At 71.7% G+C, this 26,500-nt stretch carries 22 protein-coding genes and 2 pseudogenes; all 24 read left to right on the forward strand.

Annotated features, from left to right (window positions below; translation table 11 throughout):
* Window positions 1–116 (forward strand): annotated as a pseudogene (locus ADL08_RS36590) (IS5/IS1182 family transposase); the annotation flags it as partial.
* A gap of 146 nt (window positions 117–262) precedes the next feature.
* Window positions 263–925 carry a hydrolase gene (locus ADL08_RS13600; protein WP_053642556.1) on the forward strand — a complete coding sequence of 221 codons (663 nt, stop codon included), beginning with the start codon at window positions 263–265 and terminating at the stop codon, window positions 923–925.
* A 5-nt stretch (window positions 926–930) separates the two neighbouring features.
* Window positions 931–1,434, forward strand: coding sequence for a DoxX family membrane protein (locus tag ADL08_RS13605; protein WP_053642558.1), 504 nt, complete (start codon window positions 931–933; stop codon window positions 1,432–1,434).
* 93 nt (window positions 1,435–1,527) lie between these two features.
* Window positions 1,528–2,106: a Dps family protein gene (locus ADL08_RS13610; RefSeq protein ID WP_053642560.1), complete on the forward strand. Its 579-nt coding sequence runs from the start codon at window positions 1,528–1,530 to the stop codon at window positions 2,104–2,106.
* Window positions 2,106–3,530 (forward strand): dihydrolipoyl dehydrogenase family protein, encoded by a 1,425-nt coding sequence (locus ADL08_RS13615; protein WP_053642561.1) that lies wholly within the window; start codon window positions 2,106–2,108, stop codon window positions 3,528–3,530. Before ADL08_RS13610 ends, ADL08_RS13615 begins: the two co-directional genes overlap by 1 nt.
* A gap of 99 nt (window positions 3,531–3,629) precedes the next feature.
* Complete coding sequence (locus tag ADL08_RS13620; RefSeq protein ID WP_053642562.1) at window positions 3,630–4,451, forward strand: alpha/beta fold hydrolase; 822 nt, start codon at window positions 3,630–3,632, stop codon at window positions 4,449–4,451.
* Between the two features lie 45 nt (window positions 4,452–4,496).
* A complete protein-coding gene (locus tag ADL08_RS13625; protein WP_053642563.1) occupies window positions 4,497–5,450 on the forward strand; it encodes an alpha/beta hydrolase in 954 nt (317 codons plus the stop codon).
* Window positions 5,447–7,333 carry an amidohydrolase gene (locus tag ADL08_RS13630; RefSeq protein WP_053642565.1) on the forward strand — a complete coding sequence of 629 codons (1,887 nt, stop codon included), beginning with the start codon at window positions 5,447–5,449 and terminating at the stop codon, window positions 7,331–7,333. The genes ADL08_RS13625 and ADL08_RS13630 overlap by 4 nt, the downstream gene beginning before the upstream one ends.
* A gap of 14 nt (window positions 7,334–7,347) precedes the next feature.
* Window positions 7,348–8,088 carry a GPR1/FUN34/YaaH family transporter gene (locus ADL08_RS13635; protein WP_053642567.1) on the forward strand — a complete coding sequence of 247 codons (741 nt, stop codon included), beginning with the start codon at window positions 7,348–7,350 and terminating at the stop codon, window positions 8,086–8,088.
* 43 nt (window positions 8,089–8,131) lie between these two features.
* The gene (locus ADL08_RS13640; protein WP_053642569.1) at window positions 8,132–8,446 is read left to right on the forward strand and encodes a GNAT family N-acetyltransferase; all 315 of its coding nucleotides are present in this window, start codon (window positions 8,132–8,134) and stop codon (window positions 8,444–8,446) included.
* A gap of 52 nt (window positions 8,447–8,498) precedes the next feature.
* The gene (locus tag ADL08_RS13645; protein WP_053642571.1) at window positions 8,499–9,224 is read left to right on the forward strand and encodes an alpha/beta fold hydrolase; all 726 of its coding nucleotides are present in this window, start codon (window positions 8,499–8,501) and stop codon (window positions 9,222–9,224) included.
* A 104-nt stretch (window positions 9,225–9,328) separates the two neighbouring features.
* Window positions 9,329–10,660, forward strand: a complete 1,332-nt coding sequence (locus tag ADL08_RS13650) for an ABC transporter substrate-binding protein (RefSeq protein ID WP_053642573.1) — start codon at window positions 9,329–9,331, stop codon at window positions 10,658–10,660.
* Complete coding sequence (locus ADL08_RS13655) at window positions 10,660–11,625, forward strand: carbohydrate ABC transporter permease (RefSeq protein WP_053642575.1); 966 nt, start codon at window positions 10,660–10,662, stop codon at window positions 11,623–11,625. Before ADL08_RS13650 ends, ADL08_RS13655 begins: the two co-directional genes overlap by 1 nt.
* Window positions 11,622–12,509 (forward strand): carbohydrate ABC transporter permease, encoded by an 888-nt coding sequence (locus ADL08_RS13660; RefSeq protein WP_053642577.1) that lies wholly within the window; start codon window positions 11,622–11,624, stop codon window positions 12,507–12,509. Before ADL08_RS13655 ends, ADL08_RS13660 begins: the two co-directional genes overlap by 4 nt.
* Window positions 12,506–15,265: an ATP-binding protein gene (locus ADL08_RS13665; protein WP_078968463.1), complete on the forward strand. Its 2,760-nt coding sequence runs from the start codon at window positions 12,506–12,508 to the stop codon at window positions 15,263–15,265. The genes ADL08_RS13660 and ADL08_RS13665 overlap by 4 nt, the downstream gene beginning before the upstream one ends.
* Before the next feature lie 132 nt (window positions 15,266–15,397).
* Window positions 15,398–16,234, forward strand: coding sequence for an alpha/beta fold hydrolase (locus ADL08_RS13670; protein WP_053642579.1), 837 nt, complete (start codon window positions 15,398–15,400; stop codon window positions 16,232–16,234).
* Window positions 16,235–16,340: 106 nt separating this feature from the next.
* On the forward strand, window positions 16,341–17,426 hold the full coding sequence (locus tag ADL08_RS13675) for an LLM class flavin-dependent oxidoreductase (protein ID WP_053642581.1): 1,086 nt from the start codon (window positions 16,341–16,343) through the stop codon (window positions 17,424–17,426).
* On the forward strand, window positions 17,423–18,037 hold the full coding sequence (locus ADL08_RS13680) for an FMN reductase (protein WP_053642583.1): 615 nt from the start codon (window positions 17,423–17,425) through the stop codon (window positions 18,035–18,037). The genes ADL08_RS13675 and ADL08_RS13680 overlap by 4 nt, the downstream gene beginning before the upstream one ends.
* 105 nt (window positions 18,038–18,142) lie before the next feature.
* Window positions 18,143–20,971 carry a helix-turn-helix transcriptional regulator gene (locus ADL08_RS13685; protein ID WP_078968462.1) on the forward strand — a complete coding sequence of 943 codons (2,829 nt, stop codon included), beginning with the start codon at window positions 18,143–18,145 and terminating at the stop codon, window positions 20,969–20,971.
* A 137-nt stretch (window positions 20,972–21,108) separates the two neighbouring features.
* A complete protein-coding gene (locus tag ADL08_RS13690; RefSeq protein WP_053642585.1) occupies window positions 21,109–22,356 on the forward strand; it encodes a PucR family transcriptional regulator in 1,248 nt (415 codons plus the stop codon).
* Between the two features lie 139 nt (window positions 22,357–22,495).
* Window positions 22,496–23,347, forward strand: coding sequence for an alpha/beta fold hydrolase (locus tag ADL08_RS13695; RefSeq protein ID WP_053642587.1), 852 nt, complete (start codon window positions 22,496–22,498; stop codon window positions 23,345–23,347).
* Window positions 23,348–23,501: 154 nt separating this feature from the next.
* The gene (locus tag ADL08_RS13700; RefSeq protein WP_234352122.1) at window positions 23,502–24,302 is read left to right on the forward strand and encodes a helix-turn-helix domain-containing protein; all 801 of its coding nucleotides are present in this window, start codon (window positions 23,502–23,504) and stop codon (window positions 24,300–24,302) included.
* A gap of 172 nt (window positions 24,303–24,474) precedes the next feature.
* Window positions 24,475–25,188, forward strand: a complete 714-nt coding sequence (locus ADL08_RS13705) for an alpha/beta fold hydrolase (RefSeq protein ID WP_053642591.1) — start codon at window positions 24,475–24,477, stop codon at window positions 25,186–25,188.
* Between the two features lie 464 nt (window positions 25,189–25,652).
* Window positions 25,653–25,823 (forward strand): annotated as a pseudogene (locus ADL08_RS35495) (pirin family protein); the annotation flags it as partial.
* Window positions 25,824–26,500: the final 677 nt, after the last annotated feature.

The raw sequence follows: 26,500 nt of genomic DNA on the forward strand, positions 1-26,500 counted from the left end.
CCTTCGCCCAACTGAAGTCCTGGCGCATCCTCCGACGAGCCCGATGCTCCACCCGCCGCATCAGCACCATCGTCCAAGCCGTCCACACCCTGCTGACCTCCAACTATTCAGGATGAAAGAGGCTCACTGACCGGTTGTGCGCTGTCGTGCCAACTCCTGGGCGCAGGAGGTCAACGCGGTCGGTCGGGTCGCTCGTAGCTTGAAGAAGTGCCGAGCCGCGGACGCGGCGGGCACGCTACCGATCGCTTCGAAAGGACCCCTCATGTTCGACATCAACAAGGTGCAGGCCGCCCCGAGCAAGGACCTGCTCACGCCCGACAACTCCGTCATGCTCTTCGTCGACCACCAGCCGCAGATGTTCTTCGGCACCGGCAGTGGCGACCGTGCCGCGATCATCAACAGCACCGTGGGTCTCGCCAGGGCGGCGCAGGCTTTCGACGTGCCGGCCGTCCTGACCACGGTCGCCGCCGAGTCCTTCTCGGGCCCCCTGCTGCCGCAGCTCGCCGAGGTGTTCCCCAAGCACGAGATCGTCGACCGCACCACCATGAACGCCTGGGAGGACGAGGCGCTCGTCGCGGCGGTCAAGGCGACCGGGCGCAAGAAGATCATCCTGTCGGGTCTGTGGACCGAGGTCTGCCTGGTGCTGCCCGCGCTCTCCGCGCTGGAGCAGGGCTACGAGGTGTACGTCGTGACCGACGCCTCGGGTGGCGTCAGCCCGGCCGCCCACGAGCACGCGCTGCAGCGCATGATCGCCGCCGGCGCCGTCCCCGTGACCTGGGTCCAGGTCCTCCTGGAGCTGCAGCGCGACTGGGCGCGCCAGGAGACGTACGGCGCCGTCATGGAGATCGTCAAGGCCCACGCGGGCGCGTACGGCCTGGGTGTCGTGTACGCGCAGTCGGTCATCGGCGCGCACGCGGCCGGCTGATCCCTGTGGACACCGGCATTCTGATCCTGCGTCTGCTGGTGGGACTGCTCGTCGCCGGGCACGGTGTGCAGAAGGTCAGCCGGCACCTGGGCGGCAAGGGACTCGAGGGCGGTACCGAGGAGTTCCGTGGTGACGGCTTCCGCGGCGGTGCCCTCACCGCCCTGGCTGCCGGCGGCGGTCAGATCGGCTCTGGCCTGCTGCTCGCCGCCGGCCTCCTGACGCCGCTCGCCGCGACCGGCGTCATCGGGGTCATGACCGTCGCCCTCACCGTGAAGTGGCGCCACGGGCTCTGGGTGCAGAACGACGGATACGAGTACCCGCTCGTCCTCATCGGCACCGCCGCCGCCCTCGCCGCCACCGGCCCCGGCGCCTGGTCCCTCGACGCGGCCCTCGGCCTCACGCCGTACCCGCTGTGGTGGGCCGCCCTCGTGGCCGGTCTCGGCAGCGGACTCCTCACCCGGCTCGTCCTGCACCGGCCCCCCGCCGCCCCGGCGATTGCCGAGCGCTGAGCGCGAGCAACGCAGACCGGGTCCGGCCTGCCGGGTACCCCCGACCGGGCGGCCGGGCCCACCCACCCACCTCTCCCTGTACAGGAGTACTCGATGGACACCCTCACGTCTCCGCACAGCGGTGGCCAGCCGCTGCTGCATCAGAAGGGCGCCGAGACCCAGGCGTTCGGCACACTCAAGCAGTTGCCGATCGGCCTCGGCCACGACACCCGCATGTACGCCTGCCAGCGGCTGAACCGCGTCCTCGCCGACACACAGATCCTCTACTCCCTCTACAAGAAGCACCACTGGCTCATGCGTGGAGCGACCTTCTACTCGCTCCACCTCATGCTGGACAAGCACGCGGAGGCCCAGCTGGCCATCGTGGACGCGCTGGCCGAGCGGGTCCAGAGCCTCGGCGGCGTCGCCGTCGGGGACCCGCGCCACGTCGCGGAGCTGACGTCGATCCCCCGTCCGCCGGACGGCGTCGAGCCGGTGCCCGTCATGCTGTCGCGGCTCCTCGACGCGCACGAGCGGATCCTGATCGACGCCCGGGACGCCGCCGCCCGGCTCTCAGGCGAGGGCGACGAGGGCAGCGCCGATCTGCTCGTCTCCGATGTCATCCGCACCGGCGAGGCGCAGGTGTGGTTCCTGGCCGAGCACCTCGTGGACACCCCTCTGGTGCACGGCTGATGGACACGTACGACGTCGTCGTGGTCGGCGGCGGGCCGACCGGCGAGGTCGTCGCCGACCGGATCGTCCGGTCGGGGCTGACCGCCGTCGTCGTCGAGGCCGAGGCGGTCGGCGGCGAGTGCTCGTACCGTGCCTGCGTGCCGAGCAAGGCCCTGCTGCGTCCCGGCGCCGCCCGAGCGGAGGCCCGGTCGGTCGACGGGGCCCGGCAGGCGGTCACGGCGGCACTCGACCCGGCGCGCGTCCTTGCCCGCCGCGACCGCTTCACCGGGCGCGGTGACGACACCGGCCAGGCCGACTGGCTCGACGGTGCGGGCATCGCGCTCGTACGGGGCCACGGACGGATCGCCGGTGAGCGCCGGGTGGAGGTGGCCGGAGCCGACGGCACGGTCCGTACCCTGCGGGCCCGGCGCGCGGTCGTGGTCTGCACCGGCACGGAACCCGCCCTCCCTCCGGTCGAAGGGCTCGACCGGATCGGTGTGTGGACCAACCGGCAGGCCACCACCGCCGACGCGGTGCCCGAGCGGCTCGTCGTCATCGGCGGGGGAGTGGTGGCCTGCGAGATGGCCACCGCGTGGCGCTCGCTCGGCTCCTCCGTCACCCTGCTCGTCCGCGACCAGGCCCTGCTGACCGGCTGGGAGCCCTGCGCGGGCGAAGAGGTCACCCGGGGGCTGAGCGATCTGGGCGTCACGATCCGCTTCGGGGTGTCGGCCCTCCGGGTCGCCCGTGACGAGACCACTCGTACCGTGACCGTGGGGACCGACGACGGCACCTCCCTTGTCTGCGACGAGGTCCTTGCCGCCGTGGGCCGTCGCCCGCGCACGGTCGACCTCGGCTTGGAGACCGCCGGACTGCCCGCCGGCGACTGGCTCCCGGTCGACGACACCTGCCGGGTCACCGCGGTCGACGGCGACTGGCTCTACGCCGTCGGCGACGTCAACCGGCGCGCGCCGCTGACCCACATGGCCAAGTACCAGGCCCGCGCCTGCGCGGCGGCGATCGTCGAACGAGCCGCCGGGCGCCCGGCCGTCACCGGCGGCCGGCAGCCGTGGAGCGCGGAAGCCGACCGTTTCGCCGTCCCGCAGGCCGTCTTCACCCGTCCCGAGGTGGCGAGCGTCGGCCTCACGGAACGCGCGGCACGCGAAGCGGGTCTCGCGGTACGCACGGTGGAGTACCGCATCGACGACGTCGCCGGTGCCGCGCTCCACGCGGACGACTACCGCGGCCTCGCCAAGCTCGTCGTCGACGGGACCCGAGGCGTGGTCGTCGGCTGTACCCTCACCGGCCCGATGGCGACCGAGCTCATTCACACGGCCACCGTCGCCATCGTGGGCGAGGTCCCTCTGGAGCGTCTGTGGCACGCCGTGCCCGCCTTCCCGACAGTGAGCGAGGTCTGGCTCCGGCTCCTGGAGGCGTACGGCCTCTGAGGCCGGGCCCCCTAACCGAGTCCCGCTTGACCGGCGTATCCCTCCCGCTCGAACGAGCGCACCCCCACGCATCCCCACCCGACAAGGACACACCCACCCATGCAACTCACGAGGCGCACCCTCGCCCTCGCCCTGCCCGCGACGCTCGCCGCCCTGGTCGGCGCCGCACCCGCGAGCCGCCCCGCCGCCGAGAACACCGACCGGCACGATCCCAAGCCCACGATCGTCCTGGTCCACGGCGCGTTCGCGGACGCCTCCAGCTGGAGCGGCACGATCAGGCGGCTGCAGCACGCCGGCTACCCCGTCCTGGCCCCGGCCAACCCGCTGCGCGGTCTCACCGCGGACACCGCCTACCTGCGCAGCGTGCTGGCCGCTGTCGACGGACCCATCGTCCTGGTCGGCCACTCCTACGGCGGCGCCGTCATCAGTGGCGCCGCGGTGGGCAACAGCCGTGTGAAGGCCCTCGTCTACATCGCCGCGTTCACCCCGGACAAAGGCGAGAGCGCGGCCGAGCTCGCCGCCAAGTTCCCCGGCTCCACCCTCGGCGACACCGTGAACCCGCGGTCGTACCCGCTGCCCGGCGGTGGCACCGGCATCGAACTCGTCATCGAACGGTCCAAGTTCCACCGGCAGTTCGCCGCCGACGTCCCCACCGCCGACGCGGCCGTCATGGCCACGACCCAGCGCCCCGTCGCCACCGCCGCGCTGGAGGAGAAGGCCGGGGAAGCCGCCTGGAGAAAGATCCCGTCCTGGGCGCTGATCGCCACCGCCGACAAGAACATCCCGCCGGCCGCCGAACGGTGGATGGCCCGGCGCGCCGGTTCGCAGATCACCGAAGTGGACGCGTCCCATGCAGTGGCCGTCTCCCGCCCGGCCGTGGTCACCCACGTGATCCTCGCCGCCGCGCGGGCGACCGGCTGACGCTCCGACCCAGCCCGTCCCGTACACCCTCCGAAGGAGACCCTTATGAAGAACCGTCCGGTCCTCGAACCCGCCGCCCAGGCCTTCGCCGACGCCACTGGCCAACCGCCGTTCCTCTACCAGATCCCCGTGGCCGACGGCCGCAAGGCCGTGGACGACGTCCAGAGCGGTGAGGGCGTCCTCCTGCCCGACGTCGACGAGGAGTGGATCACCGTCCACGGCGGCCCGACCGGCGACGTCCACGCCCGGATCGTCCGCCCCCGCGGCGTGACCGGTCCGCTCCCCGTCATCCTCTACATCCACGGCGCCGGCTGGGTCTTCGGCAACGCCCACACCCACGACCGGCTCGTCCGCGAACTCGCCGTCGGCACTCGGGCGGCCGTGGTCTTCCCCGAGTACGACCTGTCGCCCGAGGCCCGCTATCCCGTCGCCATCGAGCAGAACTACAGCGTCGCCCAGTGGGTCGCCCGAGAGGGACACCACAAGGATCTCGACGGCACGCGGATCGCCGTCGCGGGTGACTCCGTCGGCGGAAACATGAGCGCCGCCCTCACCCTCATAGCCAGGCAGCGCGGCGACGTCACGCTCGTCCAGCAAGTCCTCTTCTACCCGGTCACGGACGCGAGCTTCGACACAGACTCATACCACCAGTTCGGCGAGGGCTACTTCCTGCGCCGCGACGCCATGAAGTGGTTCTGGGACCAGTACACGACCGAGGAGGCCGAGCGCGCCCAGATCACCGCCTCCCCGCTGCGCGCCACCACCGAGCAGCTCACCGGCCTGCCGCCCGCCCTGGTCATCACCGCCGAGGCCGACGTCCTGCGCGACGAGGGCGAGGCGTACGCGGCCAAGCTCCGCGCCGCCGGCGTCCCCGTCACCGCCCTGCGCGTCCAGGGAGTCATCCACGACTTCGTCATGCTGAACGCGCTGCGCGAGACGCACGGCGCGGAACTCGCCATCGGCGTCGCCACCGACATCCTCCGCAAGGCCCTCGCATGACCGGGCCGTCGACCAGCATGCCCGTCGCGGGCCTCGTGCCCGCCCCGCGGCGGGAGCACGAGCACGCCGACCTTCTCGTCCGCAACGCGAAGGTGTTCACCGGTGACGCCGCCCGTCCCGAGGCCAGTGCCGTCGCGATCCGCGACGGCCGGGTCGCGGCCCTCGGCGACGACCACGACCTCGCCCATCTCGTCGGGCCGGGCACGAAGGTCGTCGACGCCCTGGGCCGCCGGGTGATCCCCGGACTCAACGACTCGCACCTGCACGTCATCCGGGGCGGCCTGAACTACGTCCTGGAGCTGCGCTGGGACGGAGTACGAAGCCTCCGCCAGGCTCTGGCCATGCTGCGCGAGCAGGCCGGCCGCACCCCGAAGGGGCAGTGGATCCGGGTGGTGGGCGGCTGGACCGCCGAGCAGTTCGCCGAGCGCAGGATGCCGACCGTTGCCGAGCTGAACGCCGCCGCCCCCGACACCCCGGTCTTCGTCCTGCACCTGTACCAGTCGGCCCTGATGAACCGGGCCGCGGTGCAGGCGGCCGGATTCACCCGCGACACACCGGATCCGCGCGGCGGCCAGATCGTCCGGGGCCGGGACGGCGAACCGAACGGAGTCCTCCTCGCCGCCCCGAGCGCGCTCATCCTCTACTCGACCCTGGCCAAGGCGCCGGCCCTCGACGAGGCCGACAAGCGCACGTCGACGCGGCACTTCCTGCGCGAACTGAACCGCTTCGGCCTGACCTCGGCGGTCGACGCCGCGGGCGGGTTCCAGAACTTCCCCGACAACTACGCCACGGTCGTCGACCTCGCCAGGTCGGGTGAGCTGTCCCTGCGGATCGCCTACCACCTGTTCCCGCAGACGGCCGGGCAGGAGCTCGCCGATCTGAAGCGCTGGACCGAGATGGTGAAGCCCGGGGACGGCGACGAATGGCTCCGGCTCAACGGCGCGGGCGAGAACCTGACCTGGGCCGCCGCCGACTTCGAGAACTTCTCCGAGCCCCGGCCCGAGCTCGCCGCCGGTTACGAGACCGAGTTCGAGCAGGCCGTCCGGCTCCTGCTGGAGAACGGCTGGGGCTTCCGGCTCCACGCCACGTACGACGAGACGATCCGCCGCGACCTGGCCGTCTTCGAGAAGCTCGCGGCCGAAGGCCTCTTCCCCGGTGGCAACCGCTGGCTCTTCGACCACGCCGAGACCGTCTCGGCCGACAGCCTGGACCGGATCGCGGCCCTCGGCGGCGCCCTGTCCGTCCAGAACCGCATGTCATTCCAGGGCACAGCGTTCCGTGATCGGTACGGTGCCGAGGCCGCCGCCCACGCCCCGCCGGTCCGCGCCATGCTCGACCGGGGCCTGACCGTCGCCGCCGGAACCGACGCCACCCGTGTCTCCTCGTACAACCCCTGGGTCGCGCTCCACTGGCTGGTGACCGGCAGGACCGTCGGCGGCACCGCGCTCTCCCCGGCCGGGAACCGTATCGACCGGGAGACCGCCCTCGACCTCTACACCCGCGGGGGAGCCCGGCTCACCGGCGAGCAGGACGTCAAGGGAAGCCTGCGGGAAGGCTGGTACGGCGACCTCGCGATCCTGTCCGACGACTACCTGACCGTGCCCGAGGACGTCATTCCCGACATCGAGTCCGTCCTCACCGTCGTCGGCGGCCGCATCGTCTACGCGAGCGCGGAGTACGAGGGCCTCGACGAGACCGTCCCGCCGGTCACCCCGGAATGGAGCCCGGTGGCCCACTTCGGCGGCTACCAGAGCGGTGCCCGCCAGGCGACGCTCGTGGCCGAGGCCGTCGCCGAGTCCGAGCAGCACCGCCAGTGGCGCGTCGCGCGCGGCTCCGTCTCCGACACGCCGCCGTCGTTCGTCGACCCCTGCTTCGAGCACTGAGAGAGATCCACACGATGAGTACCGCCTCCCCCACAGCCGACGGCGGCGACGACGCCCAGGCCGGCCTGCCGGACGTTGCCCCGGGCCGCCGCTTCGAGCCGGACCTCCGGTCGATGACGCGGATCAACCTGCGCCCCATCGCCTCACCCATGCCGCTCGGCTTCTTCACGATAGCCATCGCGTCCGTGATGACGGGCTGCCTGCAGCTCGGGCTCTTCGACGAGACGGCCCGCGGCGCCGTCGCCTTCACCGTGCTGCCGGCCTTTGTTCTGCAACTCCTCGTGAGCTTCCTGGCCTTCGGGGCCCGTGACGTGATCGCGGCGACGCTGATGGCGGTCTTCGCCGGCAGCTGGCTGCCCTACTCGCTCATCATGCTCAGCGGCGCGCCCGACGGCCTTCAGGTCCTCGGTGTGTTCAACCTGGCGCTCCTTTGCTTCGGGGCCCTGATGACCGCCGTGACCCGGCCCAAGCGCGCGCTGTGGCTCGTCCTCGCGGTCTCCCTGCCCCGCTGGGCAGCCACCGGCCTCGGCGGCATCACCGGCGCCGAATGGCTGACGCGCACCTCCGGGGCGCTCGGCCTCGTGGTGGCGTTCGTCGCGATGTACACGGCGTTCGCCCTGATGCTCGAAGACATGCGCAGCGAGCAGGTCCTTCCCATCGGCCGCAGCGGCCCCGCGCACCTCGCCGTGGAAGGCGACCTGGCCGTCCAGCTCCGCAACCTGGAACGCCAGGCGGGCGTGCGCCGCACGCTCTGACCGCCCCACCACCCCGTCACACCACGATCGGACAGGAGCACTCATGGAACCGCAGGTGACGGACCGGCCCGAGAAGTCCCGGTACGAGATCCTCGTCGGCGACGACGGCAACGAGACCGCGGGCTTCGCCGAGTACCACCTTTCGGAGGGCGAGATCGCCTTCATCCACACCGAGATCGATCCCCGGTTCGGCGGCCGGGGCCTCGGCGGGCTGCTCGCCCGCGGGGCCCTCGACGACGCCCGGGCCCGCGGGCTGCGCGTCCTGCCGTACTGCCCCTTCATCCGGGGCTGGATCGGCAAGCACCCCGAGTACGCCGATCTGGTGCCCGAGGCGCGCCGCGCCCGCTTCGGCCTCTGAGACACCCCGACATCCACCCCCTGTCCCCTGCCACACACCGAGGAGTTCTCCCATGCCCCGACACGCCCGTCCCACCGTCGTCCTGGTCCACGGCGCCTTCGCCGACGCTTCCAGCTTCGCCCGCGTCATCCCCGAACTGACCGCCGCCGGCGTGGCGGTGGTGGCCCCGGCGGTGCCCAACCGCGGCCTCGTCGACGACGCCGCGTACATAGCCTCGGTGGTACGGGACGTCGACGGTCCGGTGATCCTGGTGGGGCACTCCTACGGCGGCGCCGTCATCACCCTCGCCGGCGTGGAGGACAACGTCCGCGCCTTGGTCTACCTCGCGGGCTACGCCCTTGAGGAGGGCGAGAGCCTGGGCAAGCTGCAGGGCGGCTTCCCCGACTCCGGTCTCGCCGACGCGCTCGTCTACACCCCGTTCCCGGTGGCCGGCTCCACCGAGACCGGTACCGACGTCTCGGTGGCGGTCGACCGCTTCCCCGAACTGTTCGCGGCCGACGTCGAGCCCGAACTCGCCGCGGTGCTCGCCGTCTCCCAGCGCCCCCTGGCCGCGCGCGCCTTCTCCGAGGCGGCGCCGGTCGCCGCGTGGAAGACCAAGCCCTCATGGGGCCTGGTGGCTTCCGCCGACCGCACCATCAACCCCGACGTGGAGCGCTTCGGCTACCGGCGCGCCGGCATGACCACCGTCGAGGTCGACTCGTCGCACCTGGTCATGCTGGCCCAGCCCAAGGCCGTGGCGGAGCTGATCCTGGACGCGGCCCGGTCCACGGGCCACTGATCCGAACGTTGATTATCGAACGATTGGTCTATGCCGTTCGAACGCGGTAGCTTTCCGAAACGCCCGCCGAGACCGTGCGGCGGGCGATCGGAGGAAGCACACCCATGAGGTTCGGCGCGAGGCTCGCGCTCGCCGTCATCACCCTCGCCGTCACCGCCACCGCCTGCGGCACCCCGCAGGACAGCGCTTCGCGGTCGCACACCAGCGCGGACTGCGGACCGTACGCCCGGTACGGCAAGCACCCCGGCACCGAGGTCACCGTCTACGCGGAGAACCGGGACCGGGAGGCCGATCTGTTCGAAGAGACCTGGGCGGACTTCGCGGACTGCACGGGCATCGACGTCCAGTACGAGGGGGACGGGGAGTTCGAGGCCCAGATCCAGGTCCGGGTGGAGGGCGGCAACGCGCCCGACGTGGCGTTCTTCCCCCAGCCCGGGCTCCTGGAACGCTTCGCGCGGGACGGGAAGCTCAAGCCCGCGAGCGCCGGCGTCGCCGCTCTCGCGAAGCAGGGCTGGTCGGCCGACTGGAACGGCTACGCGACCGTGGACGGCACCCTCTACGGCACGCCGCTCGTCGCGAACGTGAAGTCGTTCGTCTGGTACTCCCCGGCGTTCTTCCGCGACAGAGGACTGCGCGTCCCGCGCACGTGGTCCGAGCTGATGGCCGTGACCGAGAAGGTCGCGGCGTCGGGTGTCAAGCCGTGGTGCGCGGGCATCGAGTCCGCCGAGGCGACCGGCTGGCCCGTGACGGACTGGATCGAGGACGTCCTGCTGCGCCAGCAGGGCACACGCGTCTACGACCAGTGGGTCGCCCACGAGATCCCGTTCGACGACCCGCGGGTGATCAAGGCCATGGACACCGTGGGGTCCATCCTCAAGAACGACCGCTACGCCAACGGCGGTTTCGGCCCGGCCCGGTCCATGGCGTCGATCCCTTTCCAGGAGGCCGGCACACCGGTCCTCTCCGGCGACTGCGCCATGCACCGCCAGGCCTCGTTCTACGCCGACATGTGGCCGAAGGGCACCGAGATCGGACCGGACAAGGACGTCTACGCCTTCCTCCTGCCAGGGACCGACCCGTCGAGCCGCCCGGTACTGGGCGGCGGGGTGTTCACCGCGGCGTTCGCCGACCGTCCCGAGGTGCGGGCGTTCCGGGAGTACCTGGCCTCCGCGGACTTCGCGAACGCGCGCATGAGGAAGGGCCCGTTCGTCTCGGCGAACAGGGGCGTGGATCCGGCGAACGCCGCGACCCCGGTCGACAGGCTCTCGATCCAGCTGCTCCAGGATCCCCGGACGCGGTTCAGGTTCGACGGTTCGGACCTGATGCCGGCGTCGGTGGGCGTCGGGACGTTCTGGAAGGGAGCCGTCGACTGGATCGTCGGCGCGAGCACCCGGCAGGTCGCCGACTCCGTCGAACGATCCTGGCCGAGCCACTGATGTCGTTCGACGCCGTCGCTCAGCAGCCCAAGCTGCTGTACCTGCTCCAGGGCGTCGCCGCCCTCGCGGCGGTGGTCGCCCTGGTCTTGTTGGCGCTGCACCGGGGGCCGGTACGGAGGAGAGCCGCGGCCCTGATCCTGCTGACCCCAGCACTGCTGCTGCTCACGGTCGGTCTGCTCCTGCCCGGGCTGCGCACCCTGGCGCTGTCGTTCACCGACGGCGGGGGAGACGCCTGGGCCGGCGTCGACAACTACGTGTGGATGTTCACCGATCACCGGGCGCTGGTGGCGCTGCGCAACACCCTGGCGTGGGTGGTGCTCGTGCCGCTGACGGCGACCGCGGTCGGTCTGCTCTACGCGGCGGCCGTCGCACGGTCGCGGTGCAGAGCGTTCGCGCTGTCCCTCCTCCTGATGCCGATGGCGATCTCCCTCGTCGGCGCGGGTGTCGTCTGGAAGTTCGTCTACGCCTACCGTCCCGCCGAAGCCGGGCAGATCGGCCTGCTCAACCGGCTCGTCGTCGCCTTCGACGGCGAACCGAGGCAGTGGCTCGTGGACTCCCCCTGGAACGTCCTGTTCCTCATCGTGGTGATGGTGTGGACCCAGGCGGGCTTCGCGGCCGTCCTGCTGGCCGGCGCGATCAGGGCCGTACCCGCGGAGCTGACCGAAGCCGCCCGGCTCGACGGCGCGTCCCCCCGGCAGATCTTCCGGTGGATCACCCTGCCGTCGATCAGGCCCACGCTGCTGGTCGTGCTCCTCGCCCAGGCGATCGGCACCTTCAAGGCCTTCGACATCGTCAAGACCATGACCGGCGGACAGTTCGACACGGGCGTCATCGCCCACGAGATGTACGACCAGGCCTTCCGCTACGGCGATACGGGCCGCGGCGCGGCGCTCGCCGTGCTCCTCTTCCTCCTCGTCACCCCCTTCGTCGCCCACCAGGTCAGGGCGCAGCGGAGGGCGGGGTGAACGGCGTCCGGGAGCGTCTGGCCTCCCGCGCCTTCACGTTCATCGCCGTGGTGATCGCGGTCCTCTGGACGACGCCGACCCTCGGTCTCCTGCTCTCCTCGTTCCGCCCCGAGGAGGAGATCAAGACGACGGGCTGGTGGACCGTGTTCGGTACGCCGCGCCTCACGCTCGACAACTACGGCGAGGTGCTGTCCGACGGCGGGAACGGGCCGGGGCGGCTCGCGGAGTACTTCGTCAACTCCGTCGTCATCACCGTTCCCTCGGTGCTGTTCCCGCTCGTCCTGGCCTTCTTCGCGGCGTACGCCCTGGCCTGGATCGACTTCAGGGGGCGCGACGCGCTCGTCGTCGGCATCTTCGCGCTCCAGGTCGTGCCGCTCCAGATGGCGCTCGTCCCTCTCCTGAAGCTCGTCTCCCAGGGTTGGCTGTTCCTGCCCGCGTGGCACCTCACCGGACCCGCGCGGTTCGGCCAGGTCTGGTTCGCCCACACGGTCTTCGCGCTGCCGTTCGCGGTGTTCCTCCTGCACAACTTCCTGGCAGGGCTGCCCCGGGACCTGATCGAGGCCGCCCGCGTCGACGGCGCCTCGCACGGGACGCTGTTGCTCCGGATCGTGCTGCCGCTGACCCGACCGGCCCTGGTCAGCTTCGCCGTCATCCAGTTCATCTGGGTGTGGAACGACCTCCTCGTGGCATTGACCCTGTCCGGCGGAACGGCCGAGACCGCGCCGATGACGGTGAGACTCGCGAGCATGGCCGGGACCTACGGCAACGAGTGGCAGCGGCTCACCGCGGGAGCCTTCGTGGCGGCGCTCGTCCCGCTGCTCGTCTTCTTCTCCCTCCGGCGGCACTTCGCACGGGGACTGCTCGCCGGATCGGTCAAGGGATGAGCCCCGACCGGCCAGAGGAACCAGCCGCGGCGACGGAGCTGAGCCGGCCCGGACTGCGGGGCCGCGAAGCCGAGCTGGAGCGGCTGCGCGCCCTGGTCCAGGCAGTGCGCGACGGCGAGGGAGGAGCGATCGCGCTGCTCCTGGGCGAGCCCGGGATCGGGAAGACCGTGCTGCTTCAGGAGGCCCTCTCGCTGGCGCGGGCCCACGGGTTCCTCGTCAGCCACGGACGTGCCGAGGAACTGCACGAGCTGGCACCCCTCGCCTCACTTGCCTCGGGCCTTCTGCACGGCGACCCGCCGCTGCTGACCACCACGGATTTCGCGGACCTCGCCGGCCACCACGACCAGCGCATCTGGCTCGTCGAACGGCTGGCCCAGCTGATCGAGGAACGCTCGGCGGGCACGCCCGTAGTGATCGCCGTCGACGATGTCCAATGGGCCGACCCGCTGAGCCGCTTCGCCCTCAGCGTCATGCCGGCACGGCTGCTCAGCTCTCCGGTCCTCTGGCTGCTCACGGGCAGGGAGGATCCGGAACTGTACGGGCAGGGGCCGCGGACCACGACCCTCCCGCTGCGGCCGCTGTCCGACACGGCCCTGGCCGAGCTGGCCCGCGACGTCCTCGGCGGGGACGTGCCGGCGCGGGTCGAGGAACTCCTCGACGGCGCGGGCGGCAACCCCTTCCTCGCGGTCGAGATGCTCGCGGGCATCGCGGCGTCGGGCGCGGACGGACCGGAACCGCCCGAGCGGTTGGTCCTCGGTGTACGCGGCCGACTGGCCGATCTCCGGCCGGACACCCTGCACTTCCTGAGGATCGGCTCGGTCCTCGGCCGCGCGTTCTCGCTCGCCGACGCCGCCGCCCTGTGTGGCCGGCCCGCCTCCGCACTCGGCGCCAAAGTGGACGAGGCGATCGCCGCCGCCCTCCTCCACGACGACGGCGAACGCCTCCTGTTCCGCCACGACCTGCTCCGCCAGGCGGTGTACGCCGATCTCGCCCCATCCGTACGCCGGGCGCTGCACCGGGAGGCCGCGAGCCGGCTCATCGTGGCGGGCCGGAGCTCCGTCGAAGCGGTCCCGCACCTGCTGAAGAGCGCCGAACCCGGCGACATGGAGGCGGTCGGACTGCTCGGCACGGCCGCCGCGGACGTGAGCGCCGTGATGCCCGACCTCGCCGCCGACCTGGCTGTACGCGCCCTGGAACTCGTACCGCCCCGTGCGCCCATGGCGTACGACGTGGGGGAACGGGCCATCGTCGCGCTGACCCGCGCGGGCCGGTACACCCAGGCGCGGGACACCGGCGACGCGCTGCTCGCCCGGCAGCCGCCCCTCGACGTCTTCGCCCGTCTGCAGTCCGTACTCGGCGACACGCTGTGGCACCTCGACGACATCCCCGAGCTGACCCGCCGCTCGACGGCGGCGCTGGCAGCCGTCACCGACCCGGTGCTCCGGGCCCGGCTCACTGCCCGGCAGGCCCTGGCCCGGTCCCGCGGGCGCGACCTCGCGGCCGCGCGCGAGACCGGCGAACGGGCGCTCGCCGAGGCGGAGCGGGCCGGTGACCGGGAGGCTCGCGTCCTCGCGCTGTGGGGTCTCGGCGAGATCGCCCTCAACGCGGGCGACTGCGCCGCCGCCCTCGAACACCACACGGCCCTGAGCGTGTTCGACAGAGCCTTCCTTCCCGAGGAGGCCGTCGCCCTCATCCACATGGACGACTTCGACACCGTCCGGCGACTGCTCCGGACCGCGGGCGACGCTTCCCTGCGCCCCGCCATGCTGATCTGGGCCCAGGGAACCCTCACCATGGGGCTCGGCCGGCTCGACGACGCGGACGGCGACTTCGTCACCGCCGAGCGGCTCGAGGCGGACCTCCACGTTCCCGGCAACCTGGTCAACATCCGCGTCAACCGCGGCCTCCTCGCGTTGCTGCGCGGCGACCGCGAAGCCGCCGGGGAACACCTGGACGTCGTGCGGGCGACCGTGGCCGACCGGCCGAACACGGGCAACCGCGCCACGCACCAGTACTTCGAGGCCGTCGTCGCCGACGCCGACGGCGACCACGCGACAGCGGCCGAACTCGTCCGGTCCGTGCAGCGCGACCATCCCTTCCTCCGGTGGCGGCTCCTGCGTACTCATCTCGTCCAGGCCGTGCGGATCGCCCTGCGCGCCGGGGACCGGAACCTGGCCGAGGACCTCGCGGACCAGGCTGCCGCACACGCCATCCGCAACCCCACCGTGCCGACCGCCCAGGGGACGGCCGCCCACGCGTCCGCCCTGGTGAACGCCGACCACGAACTCATGGAGCGGGCGGTCCGCATCCTGCTCACCGGCCCCCGACCGCTGCCCCTCGCCTCCGCGTCCGCCGACCTCGGGCGCGCGCTGCTGACCTCGGGCGACGCCGCCGCAGCGACACCCGCCCTGGCCAGGGCGCACGACATCTACGCCCAGGCCGGGGCCGACGCGGAGGCCGACCGGGTCCGGGCCGATCTGGAACGGGCCACCAGCCGCCCCGGCCGACGCCCCGGACGCCTGCGGCCACGCGCCGACCAGGGCTGGGACGCGCTCACCGCCTCGGAGCGCAAGGTGGCCCGGCTGATAGCCGCGGGTCACACCAACCGGTCGGCCGCGGAGGCCCTCGTCGTCTCCCCGCACACGGTCAACACCCATCTGGCGTCGATCTTCCGCAAGCTCGGGGTACGCTCGCGGGTCCACCTGGCCCGGATCGTCCTCGCCGAGGACGACGCCGGAACGGCCACCGGCGGCTGAGCGACCTCTGCGCCCCCGTGCAAGGTGCGGTGCGCGGGACGGCAACAGAAGGTGCGGGACCGGTCCTAGCGTGACGGGCATACCGCGCCGCTCCGACGCGCGGACCAGTCCACCCGAAACGAGGGAACCCCCATGCCGTACATCACCGTGGGCCAGGAGAACACCAACCCCGTCGAGCTGTACTTCGAGGACCAGGGAGCCGGGCAGCCGGTCGTCCTCATCCACGGCTTCCCGCTCGACGGGCACTCCTGGGAGCGCCAGAGCGCCGCGCTGCTCGACGCCGGCTACCGCGTGATCACGTACGACCGCCGCGGCTTCGGCCAGTCCTCGCAGCCGGCCACCGGCTACGACTACGACACCTTCGCCGCCGACCTGAACACCGTGATGGAGACCCTCGACCTGAACGACGCGGTCCTCGTCGGCTTCTCCATGGGCACCGGTGAGGTCGCCCGCTACGTCTCCGCGTACGGTTCCGGCCGCGTGGCCAAGGTCGCCTTCCTCGCCTCGCTGGAGCCCTGCCTGCTCAAGAGCGACGACAACCCGGACGGCGTGGCCCCGCAGGAGTTCTTCGACGGCGTCGTCGCCGCCGTCAAGGCCGACCGGTACGCCTACTACACGGCCTTCTTCAACGACTTCTACAACCTCGACGAGAACCTGGGCACCCGCATCAGCGAGGAAGCCCTCCGCAACAGCTGGGACACCGCGGCCCGCGGCGGCTCCTTCGCCGCGTCCGCCGCGCCATCGACCTGGTACACCGACTTCCGCGCCGACATCCCGGCCGTCGACGTGCCGGCCCTGATCCTGCACGGCACCGCCGACCGCATCCTCCCCGCCGAGGGCACCGCGCGCCCCTTCCGCAAGGCGCTCCCCTCCGCCGACTACGTCGAGATCGAGGGCGCCCCGCACGGTCTGCTGTGGACCCACGCCGAGGAGGTCAACACCGCCCTCCTCGCCTTCCTGGCGAAGTGAGTTCACGACGTTGATCCGCCGGGGTGACGACGCCGGAGCCCCGGTGTCACCCCGGCCCCGGTTCCCCGCCGAGGGAACCGGACGAGCTCAGGAGAGCAGACACCCCATGCAGTTCGGCATCTTCACCGTCGGGGACGTGACCCCCGACCCCACCACCGGCCGTACCCCGACCGAACGCGAGCGCATCAAGGCGATGGTCGCCATCGCGCTCAAGGCCGAGGAGGTCGGCCTGGACGTCTTCGCGACCGGGGAGCACCACAACCCGCCGTTCGTCCCGTCGTCGCCGACCACCATGCTCGGCTACATCGCGGCCCGCACCGAGAAACTGATCCTGTCCACGTCCACGACGCTGATCACCACCAACGACCCGGTGAAGATCGCCGAGGACTACGCGATGCTCCAGCACCTGGCCGACGGCCGGGTCGACCTCATGATGGGCCGCGGCAACACCGGTCCCGTCTACCCGTGGTTCGGGCAGGACATCCGCCAGGGCGTCAACCTGGCCAAGGAGAACTACGCGCTGTTGCGCCGACTGTGGCGCGAGGACGTCGTGGACTGGGAGGGCACGTTCCGTACGCCGCTCCAGGCCTTCACCTCGACACCGCGGCCCCTGGACGGCGTCGCGCCCTTCGTCTGGCACGGATCCATCAGATCCCCCGAGATCGCGGAGCAGGCCGCCTTCTACGGCGACGGCTTCTTCCACAACAACATCTTCTGGCCGGCGGACCACACCAGGCGGATGGTGCAGTTGTACCGGCGCCGGTTCGCGCACCACGGTCACGGCCGGCCGGAGGACGCGATCGTCGGCCTGGGCGGACAGGTCTTCATGCGGAAGAACTCCCAGGACGCCGTACGGGAGTTCCGGCCCTACTTCGACAAGGCGCCGGTGTACGGCCACGGCCCGTCGCTGGAGGACTTCACCGAGCAGACCCCGCTGACGGTGGGCTCTCCCCAGCAGGTCATCGAGCGGACCCTGTCGTTCCGGGAGACCGTCGGCGACTACCAGCGCCAGCTGTTCCTGATGGACCACGCGGGCCTGCCCCTGAAGACCGTCCTGGAACAGCTCGACATCCTCGGCGAAGAGGTCGTGCCCGTGCTGCGGAGGGAATTCGCCAAGGGGCGTCCGGCCGACGTGCCGGAGGCACCCACGCACGCGTCCCTGCGAGCCGTCCGGGAGGTGTCCGCCGCGTGAAGCTGACCGTCGTCTCCGCGGGGCTGAGCACCCCCTCCTCCACCCGCCTGCTCGCGGACCGGCTGGCCGAATCGGCCCGCGACGGACTCGCCGGCCGGGGTCACGAGGCATCCACCGAAGTCGTGGAACTACGCGAACTCGCCGGCGACATCGCCCACCACCTCGTGACCGGATTCCCCCCGCCGCGACTGAGCGCCGCGATCGACGCGGTGACGGCGGCCGACGGCCTGATCGTCGTGACTCCCGTGTTCGCGGCGTCCTACAGCGGTCTCTTCAAGTCCTTCTTCGACGTGATCGACCCGGACGCCCTCACCGGCAAGCCGGTCCTGATCGCGGCGACCGGCGGCACCGCCCGCCACTCCCTGGCCCTGGAGCACGCCGTACGGCCGCTCTTCGCCTACCTCCGCGCCGTCGTCGTCCCCACCGCCGTGTTCGCGGCCTCCGAGGACTGGGGCTCGGGGGGAGACGAGTACACCGACGGCCTGCCCGGCCGCGTCCGCCGGGCGGGCGCCGAACTCGCCGCTCTCATGGCGGTGCGCCCGGTCGGGGAGGAGCCCGAGGACGACGTCACCGTCCTCGAACGGCAACTCGCCGACCTGCGCTTCGACTGAGACCGGCCCGCGGGCCGGGCGACGGCGGGGTGGTGCATATGGTTCATACTGTTCCGCCGTACCGCACGAGGACCGAGCCCGTCCCGTGCGGCCCAGGCCGGCGGAATGAGCGTGAACCGAGTGACGACAAGGACCGTGCCCGAGGAGCTCGACGACGTACGGACACCCCTCCGCGGCAGAGACGCCGAATTGGCTTTCATCGAGGCGCGGCTCGACGCGCTCGACCGGGGCGAAGGCGGGATCGTCCTCGTCGAGGGCCCCGCCGGCATCGGCAGGTCCAGGATCCTCGCGGAGGCCGCGGCGGCCGCGCGGCGCCGCGGGACGAGGGTCTTCGAGGGGGCCGCGGGCCCCGACGAGCACGTCGTGCCGCTCGGCCCGTTCCTCGACGGCGTGCTCGCCGACAAGGGGCCGCTGTCGGGCGCCGTCCGTCTCCGGGACCTCGCCACCACACCCGGTCAGCGGTTCTGGCTGCTCCAGGAACTGGGCGACCGCCTGCGGGAGACCGTGCGGAACGGCCCCCTGCTCGTCGTCCTCGACGACCTCCAGTGGTGCGACGACCTGACCCTCCTCACCTTTCACACCCTCGCGGCCGGACTCTCGTCGCACGCCGTCCTGTGGCTGGTCGCCGTGCGCGGCGGCAGTGTGCCGTCGGGAGTGCGCACGACCCTGGACAGGATCCGGCGGGCAGGCGCACACGAGCTGGCGCTGGGAGCGCTGGGGGACCGGGCGACCGCACAGATCACCGAGGACGTCCTGGGCGCCGCTCCCGACCCGGACGTCCTGAGCGTCGCCCGCCGAGCCGAGGGGGTGCCACAGCTGCTGGTCGAGCTGCTCGGCTCACTGCGTGAGGACGGGGCGGTGACGATCGAGAACGGCATGGCCAGACTGTCCGCCGGACCCCCGGCCCCACGGGTCCTTCCCTCCGTCGAACGCCCCCTCGACCAGCTGTCGGACGAGGCCCGGGAGCTGGTGCGGACGGCGGCCGGCGTGGGCGGCCCGGTCACCGTCGGACAACTCGCCGAACTGCTCGGCAGGTCCCCGGCGGCGCTCATCATGGCACTGCAGGAATCCCTCGACGCCGATCTGCTCGCCGAGAGCGGCGACCGCCTCGCCTTCCGCCACAACCTGATCCGCGAGGCGGTGGGAGCCGGCCTCCCCCTGCCGCTTCAAGCCGCCGAGCCGCCGCCGGGGAGCGCGGCCTCCTCCGTCGACCGTCCCGGACCCCCGGCGGGAACAGCGGGCCGAGACGCCGCGGAGGCCGACCGGCTGCGCACCGAAGGGACGGAACTCGAGTCCACCGCACCCGGACTTGCCGCGGAGCGCACCCTCAAGGCCCTGGAGCTCACCGCGGCGGACGCTCCGGAGCGGCCTCGGGTCATCGCCGAGACGATCCCGCTGCTCTGGCAGACGGGACGGGCCGCCCAAGCGCGTGAGCTGGGGGCCTCCGCCCTGGCGGCCGGTGGCCTCGGACCCGAGGACGAGGCCCTCCTACGCCTTGCCCTGGCACGCCTCGCCGTCCAGTTCGACTTCTCCGAGGCGGTCCGCCAGGCCCGCGCCGGGGCGGAACTGCCCGGGATATCCGTGACCGCGAGAGGGCGACTGCTCGCCATGCTCGCCGTCGGCCTGTCGATGTCGGGCGAGCACGCTGCGGCCGAGCAGGTCGCCGCGGAGGCGTGGGAGACCGCGGCGGCAGCGGGGGACCGCACTGCCGAGGCCACGCTGACGACGGTCCGCTCGGCCGTCAGTTTCCACCGCATGGACCTGACCGAGGCGTTCCGGCAGGCCGAGCGGTCCGCCGCGCTGGCCGACGCCCTGGGCGTCAGCACCTCGCTGTGGATGCCGGAGGCCTTGTGGCACGCTCTCCTGGCGAACACCACGGGACGCACCGCGGAGGCGCTCGCCGTCGCGGAGGAGGGCATCCGGATCACCAGGGAGCAGGGCCGTACGGCCGCCACCCGCATGTGGCTCATGACCCGCACCCGCGTCCTGCTGGAAACCGGACGGCTGTCGGACGCCCGGGCCGACGCCGAAGCCGCGTCCCCGGCGACCGGCGACCCCGGCCCGGGCAACCTCGCCGACGTCACGCTCCGGTACGTGATGCTGCGCGTCGCCCTCCACACCGACGACCGGCAGACCGCAGAAGCGTACGCGGCGGAGGCGAGGCGCATGCGGAGCGACGGCGCACCCGTCGTCCGGCACTTCGGCACCTGGATGCTGGCCCTGATGGCCGACTCCGAAGGCCGGCCCGACCGCGCCATGGCCGAACTCGACGAGGTGATGACGTCGCCCGCCGCGGACCGGCCCGCCTACGCCGGCCTGATCGACCCCGCCGACGCCCCGGTGCTCGTCCGCATGGCGCTGCGCGCGGGCAGGCACGAACGGGCCGCGCAGGCGGTCGCCCTGGCCGAGAAGCGAGCCGTGCTCAATCCCGGCCTCACGTTCCTCGCCGCCACCGCCGCGCACGCCCGGGGGCTCCTCGACAACGACCTCGCCCCTCTCGTACGCGCCGTCCGGCTGTACGAGGGCTGCCCTCGGGTGCTGGCCCGGGCGTCGGCACTGGAGGACGCCGGACGCAAGCTCGCGGCCACCCGCAGGTCCGAGGCGGTGCCGTACTTCGAGACGGCCCTTGCGCTCTATGCGCGATCCGGTGCCGAGCGCGACGTCGCACGCGTCCGCCGGCGCCTGCGGGCCGTCGGCGTCCGCCGCCGGCCCTCAGCGGCCGGACTCTCCGACACATGGCCCGAGTTGACGGCCGCAGAGCTACGGGTGGTACGGCTCGTGGCCCGAGGGCTGACCAACCAGCAGGTGGCCGAGCACCTCTCCCTCTCACCGCACACGGTGAGCTCGCACCTGCGCCGGGCCTTCACCAAGCTGGACGTCACCTCGCGCGCCGGGCTGACCCGGCTGGTCAAGCACCGTGACAGCGGAGCGTAGTCGCTTCGTATCCCACGTGGATGTCGTGGCAATGGACGATTCATGCGATGTGCCGACGTCGTCGTTTCCTCAGACTGATCAAGAACCGCGGGATGCAGAGGTTCGCGGGGAAGAGTTGATCGAGAGAGGAACAGCGCATGACCGTAAGGCTCCAGCGAGCCCGCCCCGGCAGCCCCGAGCTCCAGGCACTCGTCGACGAGCTCGCGGAGCGGCTCGGCCGGTCCGTCGCCGTCGACGACCCGCTGGTCCGCATGGTCTGCACGAGCCGCCACTTCGGCGACGAGGACCCGGTGCGCATCGGCACCCTGCTGCAGGGCCGCGCCGACAATGCGGCCATCCGCTATGTCCTCGCCCAGGGGGTGACCCAGTGGTCCGGACCCGGATTCATCGACGGCCGTGACGATCTCGGACTGCTGCCCCGTTACGTGGTGCCGCTGCGCGAGCGCGGGCATCTCCTCGGGCTGCTCGTGGTGGTCGTGCCCGAGAAGGCGCTGGGGGAGGAGGAGACCGCCGCCATCGCCCGGGCTGCGGACGCCATGTCGGCCCAGTGGTACGGGGAGCACATCGCCGCCGACACCCGGAAGACCGACGAGCGGGACCTGGCCCTCGCACTCGTCGGCGCCGACGTCGCCGCACGCACCACCGCGCGTCGGCACGGCAAGGAGCTCGGGCTGCTCGGGGCGGCGGAGCACGTCCTGGTCACCATCGTCCAGCTGAGCTGCGGGACGGAGCTCGTGCGGCAGTCCGAGGCCGCCCTGTGGGCGGCGTTGGAGGGGTTCCGGCAGACGCGCACCGCCCAGGGCCTCATCGCGATCGACAAGGAGCGGGCGCTGCTGCTCCAGCTCCGAGACCGGCCGCAGCGCCCTGACGAGATCGCCGCCCAGTCCGCTCGCATCCTCGACGAACTCCGCACCTTCCTCGACTCGTCGGCGGACCCCGTGATCGGCGTCGGCGGCCGGCACGCCGGCCTGGACGACGCCTGGACGTCGTACGAACAGGCGCTCGTGGCGGCCCGCGCGGCACGCCGACTGCCCACCCTGAAGAACATCGGTGACTGGGAGTCGCTCGGGGAACTCGCCGTGCTGCTCCAGCTCCCCGAGCACGCCCTGAACGCGTCCCTCGTCCCGAAGCCGCTCCGCACCCTGAGCGAGGCTCATGGCGGCGACCGCCTGCGGGACACTCTGCGCTGCTTCCTCGAACACGCGGGATCGATTCCCAGGACCGCGGACACGCTGGGCATCCACCGCACCTCGCTCTACTACCGCCTGCGCCAGATCCAGGAGATCACCGGACTCGACCTCGACGACGGCGCCCACCGGCTCACCCTGCACCTCGGCCTCAGGATCGAGGAACTCCTCGCTCCGGGCGCCGACGGGACCCTGTGACCACGGACTCGCTTCGACAAAGCGAGGAGGATCCACGGCCCGATTCCTACAGCTCGCGGTGGTGCGGGCGACGGGCCCCATTCGATGATGTCCGGGACGGGCGGGGCACCACGTACCGCCTCTGACCAGGGGAGAGGTCATGAAGGAACTGATCACGACGGACGGCGCACGGCTCGCGTACCAGGACACCGGCGACGAGGGCGTCCCGCTGGTGATGCTGCACGGCTGGGGGCAGACGCAGGCGATGTTCCGCCACCAGGTCGAGGGTCTCGCGCCCGGTCGACGCGTCGTCACCGTCGACCTCCGCGGCCACGGGAAGTCCGGCAAACCGCGTCACGGCTACCGCATCGCCCGGCTCTCCCACGACGTGCTCGAACTCGTCGACCACCTCGGTTTCGACCGCTTCGACGCACTGGGCTGGTCCATGGGCGTCTCCGTGTGGTGGAGCTTCGTCGACCAGTACGGGACCGGACGGATCCGGCGCTTCGTCGCCGTCGACCAGCCCGCGGCGGTCGCAGCCGTGCCCTGGATGACCGAGCAGGAACAGCGGAACTCCGGCGCCATTTTCGATGTGTCGGGGCTGTTGTATCTGGGCGCGGCACTCGCGGGGCCGGAGGGCGACATGGTCCTCGCCGACTTCGTACGCGGCATGTTCACCGGCGAGCCCGACCCCGAGGTGCTGGCCTTCGTCGCCGAGGAGATCAGGTCGACGCCCGCCTACGCGGGCGTACCGCTGCTGTTCGACCACTGCGCGCAGGACTGGCGCGACGTGCTTCCCCGGATCGATGTGCCGACCCTGGTGATCGGCTGTGAGGGAAGCCATGTGCACCCCGAATCGCAGCGCTTCGTCGCCGAGCGGATTCCCGGCGCACGCCTGCACATCTTCGCCTCCGACGTGGCGAGCTCGCACTTCCCCTTCCTGGAGAACCCGCCGGCCTTCAACGCCGTGGTGGAGAAGTTCCTGGCCGAGGAGCGGGCGATGGGGGCGTGAATCCGCCCCCTCCGCCCGCACGAACCTACGGCTAGGAATCCCCATGACTCTCACACTGACGTCACGTACGCCCGAACGGGTGCCCCGGCAGACATCTGCTCCGACCTCGCTCCCCCCCTCCCGCTCGGGGTGGCTGGTCCAGATGCTCTCCGAGATGCCGGACACGAACGACCGGAACCACGTCTACCTCGGTGTCCATGTCCGTGGGCCCGTCACAGTCCTCCATGAGCGTGCCAAGACCCCGTTGGAGCCGAATGATCTGGTCTTCTGCGACCCGGCCCGACGGCACTTGCTGCAGTTCGGCGAGGACTGCCAGATGATCTTCTTCCGGGTGCCCCGCTGCTATCTGGGCGTCACGGAGTCGGAACTGGGCCAGGTGCTCGGCATCCCCGTACGCGGCGGGGAGGGGATCGGGGCTCTGGCGTCCGACTTCCTGACCGCGCTCGCCGCCAAGGCGGAGTTCCGCCGGTCCACGATCGGGGACCGGCGTGCCCGGACGGCCGTACACCTCCTCTCCGTCCTGGTCGTGGAGCTCCTCGAAGCGGACACGACGGACGAGACCGACGACGCGTCCGGGACCGGCAACGAGATGCTGTCCCGCATTCGCGCCCACATCGAAGAACACCTGATGGACCCCGACCTGTCACCGGATTCGATCGCACGCGCCCATCACATCTCCGTCCGGTACCTGCAGAAGCTCTTCCAGAACGACGGCAGCACGGTGAGCCAGTGGGTGCGGCAGCGCAGGCTCGAGTTCTGCCGGTTCGAGCTGGGCCGCTCCAACCGGAAAATCACCATGGCCGCGGTGGCACACCGCTGGGGCTTCAGCAGCCCCTCGCACTTCAGCCGCACGTTCCGCGGCGCCTACGGCATGAGCCCCAGCGAATGGCAGGCGCTGGCGACCTCGGCCTTCACACCGACGCATGCCGGCGCCCAGGACGAGCGAAGGCGCTGAGGCGCGTGTGCGCCGTCATGACAGCGTGGTTGCGCGCAGGGACAAGAGGTGCCGATTCCTCGGCTCTACCGTGAGTAATAGTCGCACGGACCTCTGCCGAATTCCGGGCCGCGCCCCGACCGTCGTCGTGACGACGCCCCACACGTGGCCCGACACTGAGAAGAGAACTCGCATGACCAACCCCACCGTCGTCCTCGTGCACGGCGCCTTCACGGACGCGACAGGCTGGATAGGCGTGATCTCGGAACTCCGGAGCAGCGGTATCCCGGTGATCGCTCCGTCCAACCCGCTCCGGGGCCTGACCGCGGACGCCGCCTACCTCGCCTCGGTCCTGGCGCAGATCGAGGGTCCGGCCGTACTCGTCGGCCACTCGTACGGCGGTGCGCTGATCACCGTGGCCGGCGCCGCGGAGAACGTCGTGGGGCTCGTCTACGTGGCCGCCTACGTGCCCCACGAGGGCGAGAGCCTCGGCCAGCTCCAGGGAGGCTTCCCCGAGTCCCCGCTGGCGGGCAACCTGAAGGAGTGGACGTACCCGCTCCTCGACGGCGACTCCGCGGTCGAGGTCACGATCGACGAGACGGCCTTTCCCTCCGTCTTCGCGGCGGACGTGCCCGAGGACGTCGCCGGCGTCCTGGCGGTGGCCCAACGTCCGCTCGCCACAGCCGCGTTCACGGAGAGCGCGCCCGCGGCGGCGTGGCGGACGAAACCGTCCTGGGCTCTGGTGGCCGGGGCGGACCGCACGATCAGCCCCGAGGTCCAGCGCTTCGGCGCCGCACGGGCCGGAGCCGTCGTCGTCGAACTCCCGGACGCCTCCCACGCCGTCGTCCTTTCCGAGCCCACACGGGTCGCCGACCTGATCAGAGACGCCGTACGGGCGACGAGCTGACCGACCGGCCATCGGAACGACAGGAGTGGGACCGCGTCAGCCGGTACGCCACACCCTCGGAACGGACCGGGGGCCCTACCCGCCTGGCCGCGGAGCGCGTCCCGAGTGACGGTGAGCCATTCGTGGACCTCGCGGTCGTGCTGTACGGCCTTGGCCAGGTTCTCGCTGTCCAGAACGAAGGCGCCGCTCACGCGGCTGCCCCGACCTCGAACGAGAGGCTACCGGGCAGCTTGGGATGGGCATTCAGGGCACCTTAAAACCGCTGGTCAGGCGGTCTAGGCGGAAGGATGAGGAGATCACCCGGACTTACTACCTCCCTAGGAACTGCGGTTACGATGCCGCCTACTGAGTTCCCCACATCATTGTCATATGAAGGCGGTCGGCGTCAGCGAGACGTGCCGCTGATGCTGACTTTTGCTGACCTCCGAGGATCGCAAGCCGCTGACCTGCGGTGATGTGTGCTGATCGTCATGTGGTGGAACTTCGTCGGCCGATCCGGCGACGAGATCGTGCAGGCGCGAAACGACTGGGAGAAGGGCTCGCGGTTCGGCGAGGTGCACGGCTACGACGGTGCCCGCCTGCCCGCCCCGGAACTGCCCGCCACCCCGTTGAAGCCGCGTGGGCGAGTGCGCTGACCTGCGGAAATGCGGGGATGGGGCGGCGGTGCGGTCACTGGCGGCCGCCATGCCCGGACCTCCGATCCGCTGCCTGGCCTGGGTTCGGGGGCGGGCGTCCGCCGGGTCCGGGGAGAGGGTGTCGAGTCGCGTCTTCGGATGTCTGTGACAAGGTTCGACCGGATCGATGCTGACCTTTTGCCGACTTTCCTGACGGCCCGTCAGGCGTGTCGTGCGGGAGTCGGCACCCCTTCGTTCGACGGTGGTGCAGGCGATCTGGCATGCCTGGCCTGCACCCCGGAGCAGTGTCAATGACTGACCGCCGCCATGCCCCCAGAACGCGAACAGCGCCGGCACGAAACAGGAGCCCGGCCTCCGGGCCCACCGCCAGTTCCTGGCCGACCTCCCCGCCCACCGGCCCTCGGGCGAGAGCCTTGTCGCATCCGGGGTGTCCAAGCCCGGCGCCCCCGTCTTCGTGGACACCCGCTCCTTACCCGGCCGGCCGGCCGCCGCACCGCATCGCCTACCGCTGCCAGGGCACCGGAACCGCCACCGCCACCACGCGGCGTCCCACCCCGCACGGCGGGTTCGGGCTCTCGTAAAACCGTCACGGTTCCTCTGCCCCGTCCCCCACCACCACGGCGCCTGCGTCCTGGAAACAGCAGCGACCGGCCCGGCCGGACTGCGCGTCGAACCCG

Source organism: Streptomyces sp. NRRL F-6492, assembly GCF_001280125.1.
In the GTDB taxonomy this organism is placed as follows: Bacteria; Actinomycetota; Actinomycetes; order Streptomycetales; family Streptomycetaceae; genus Streptomyces.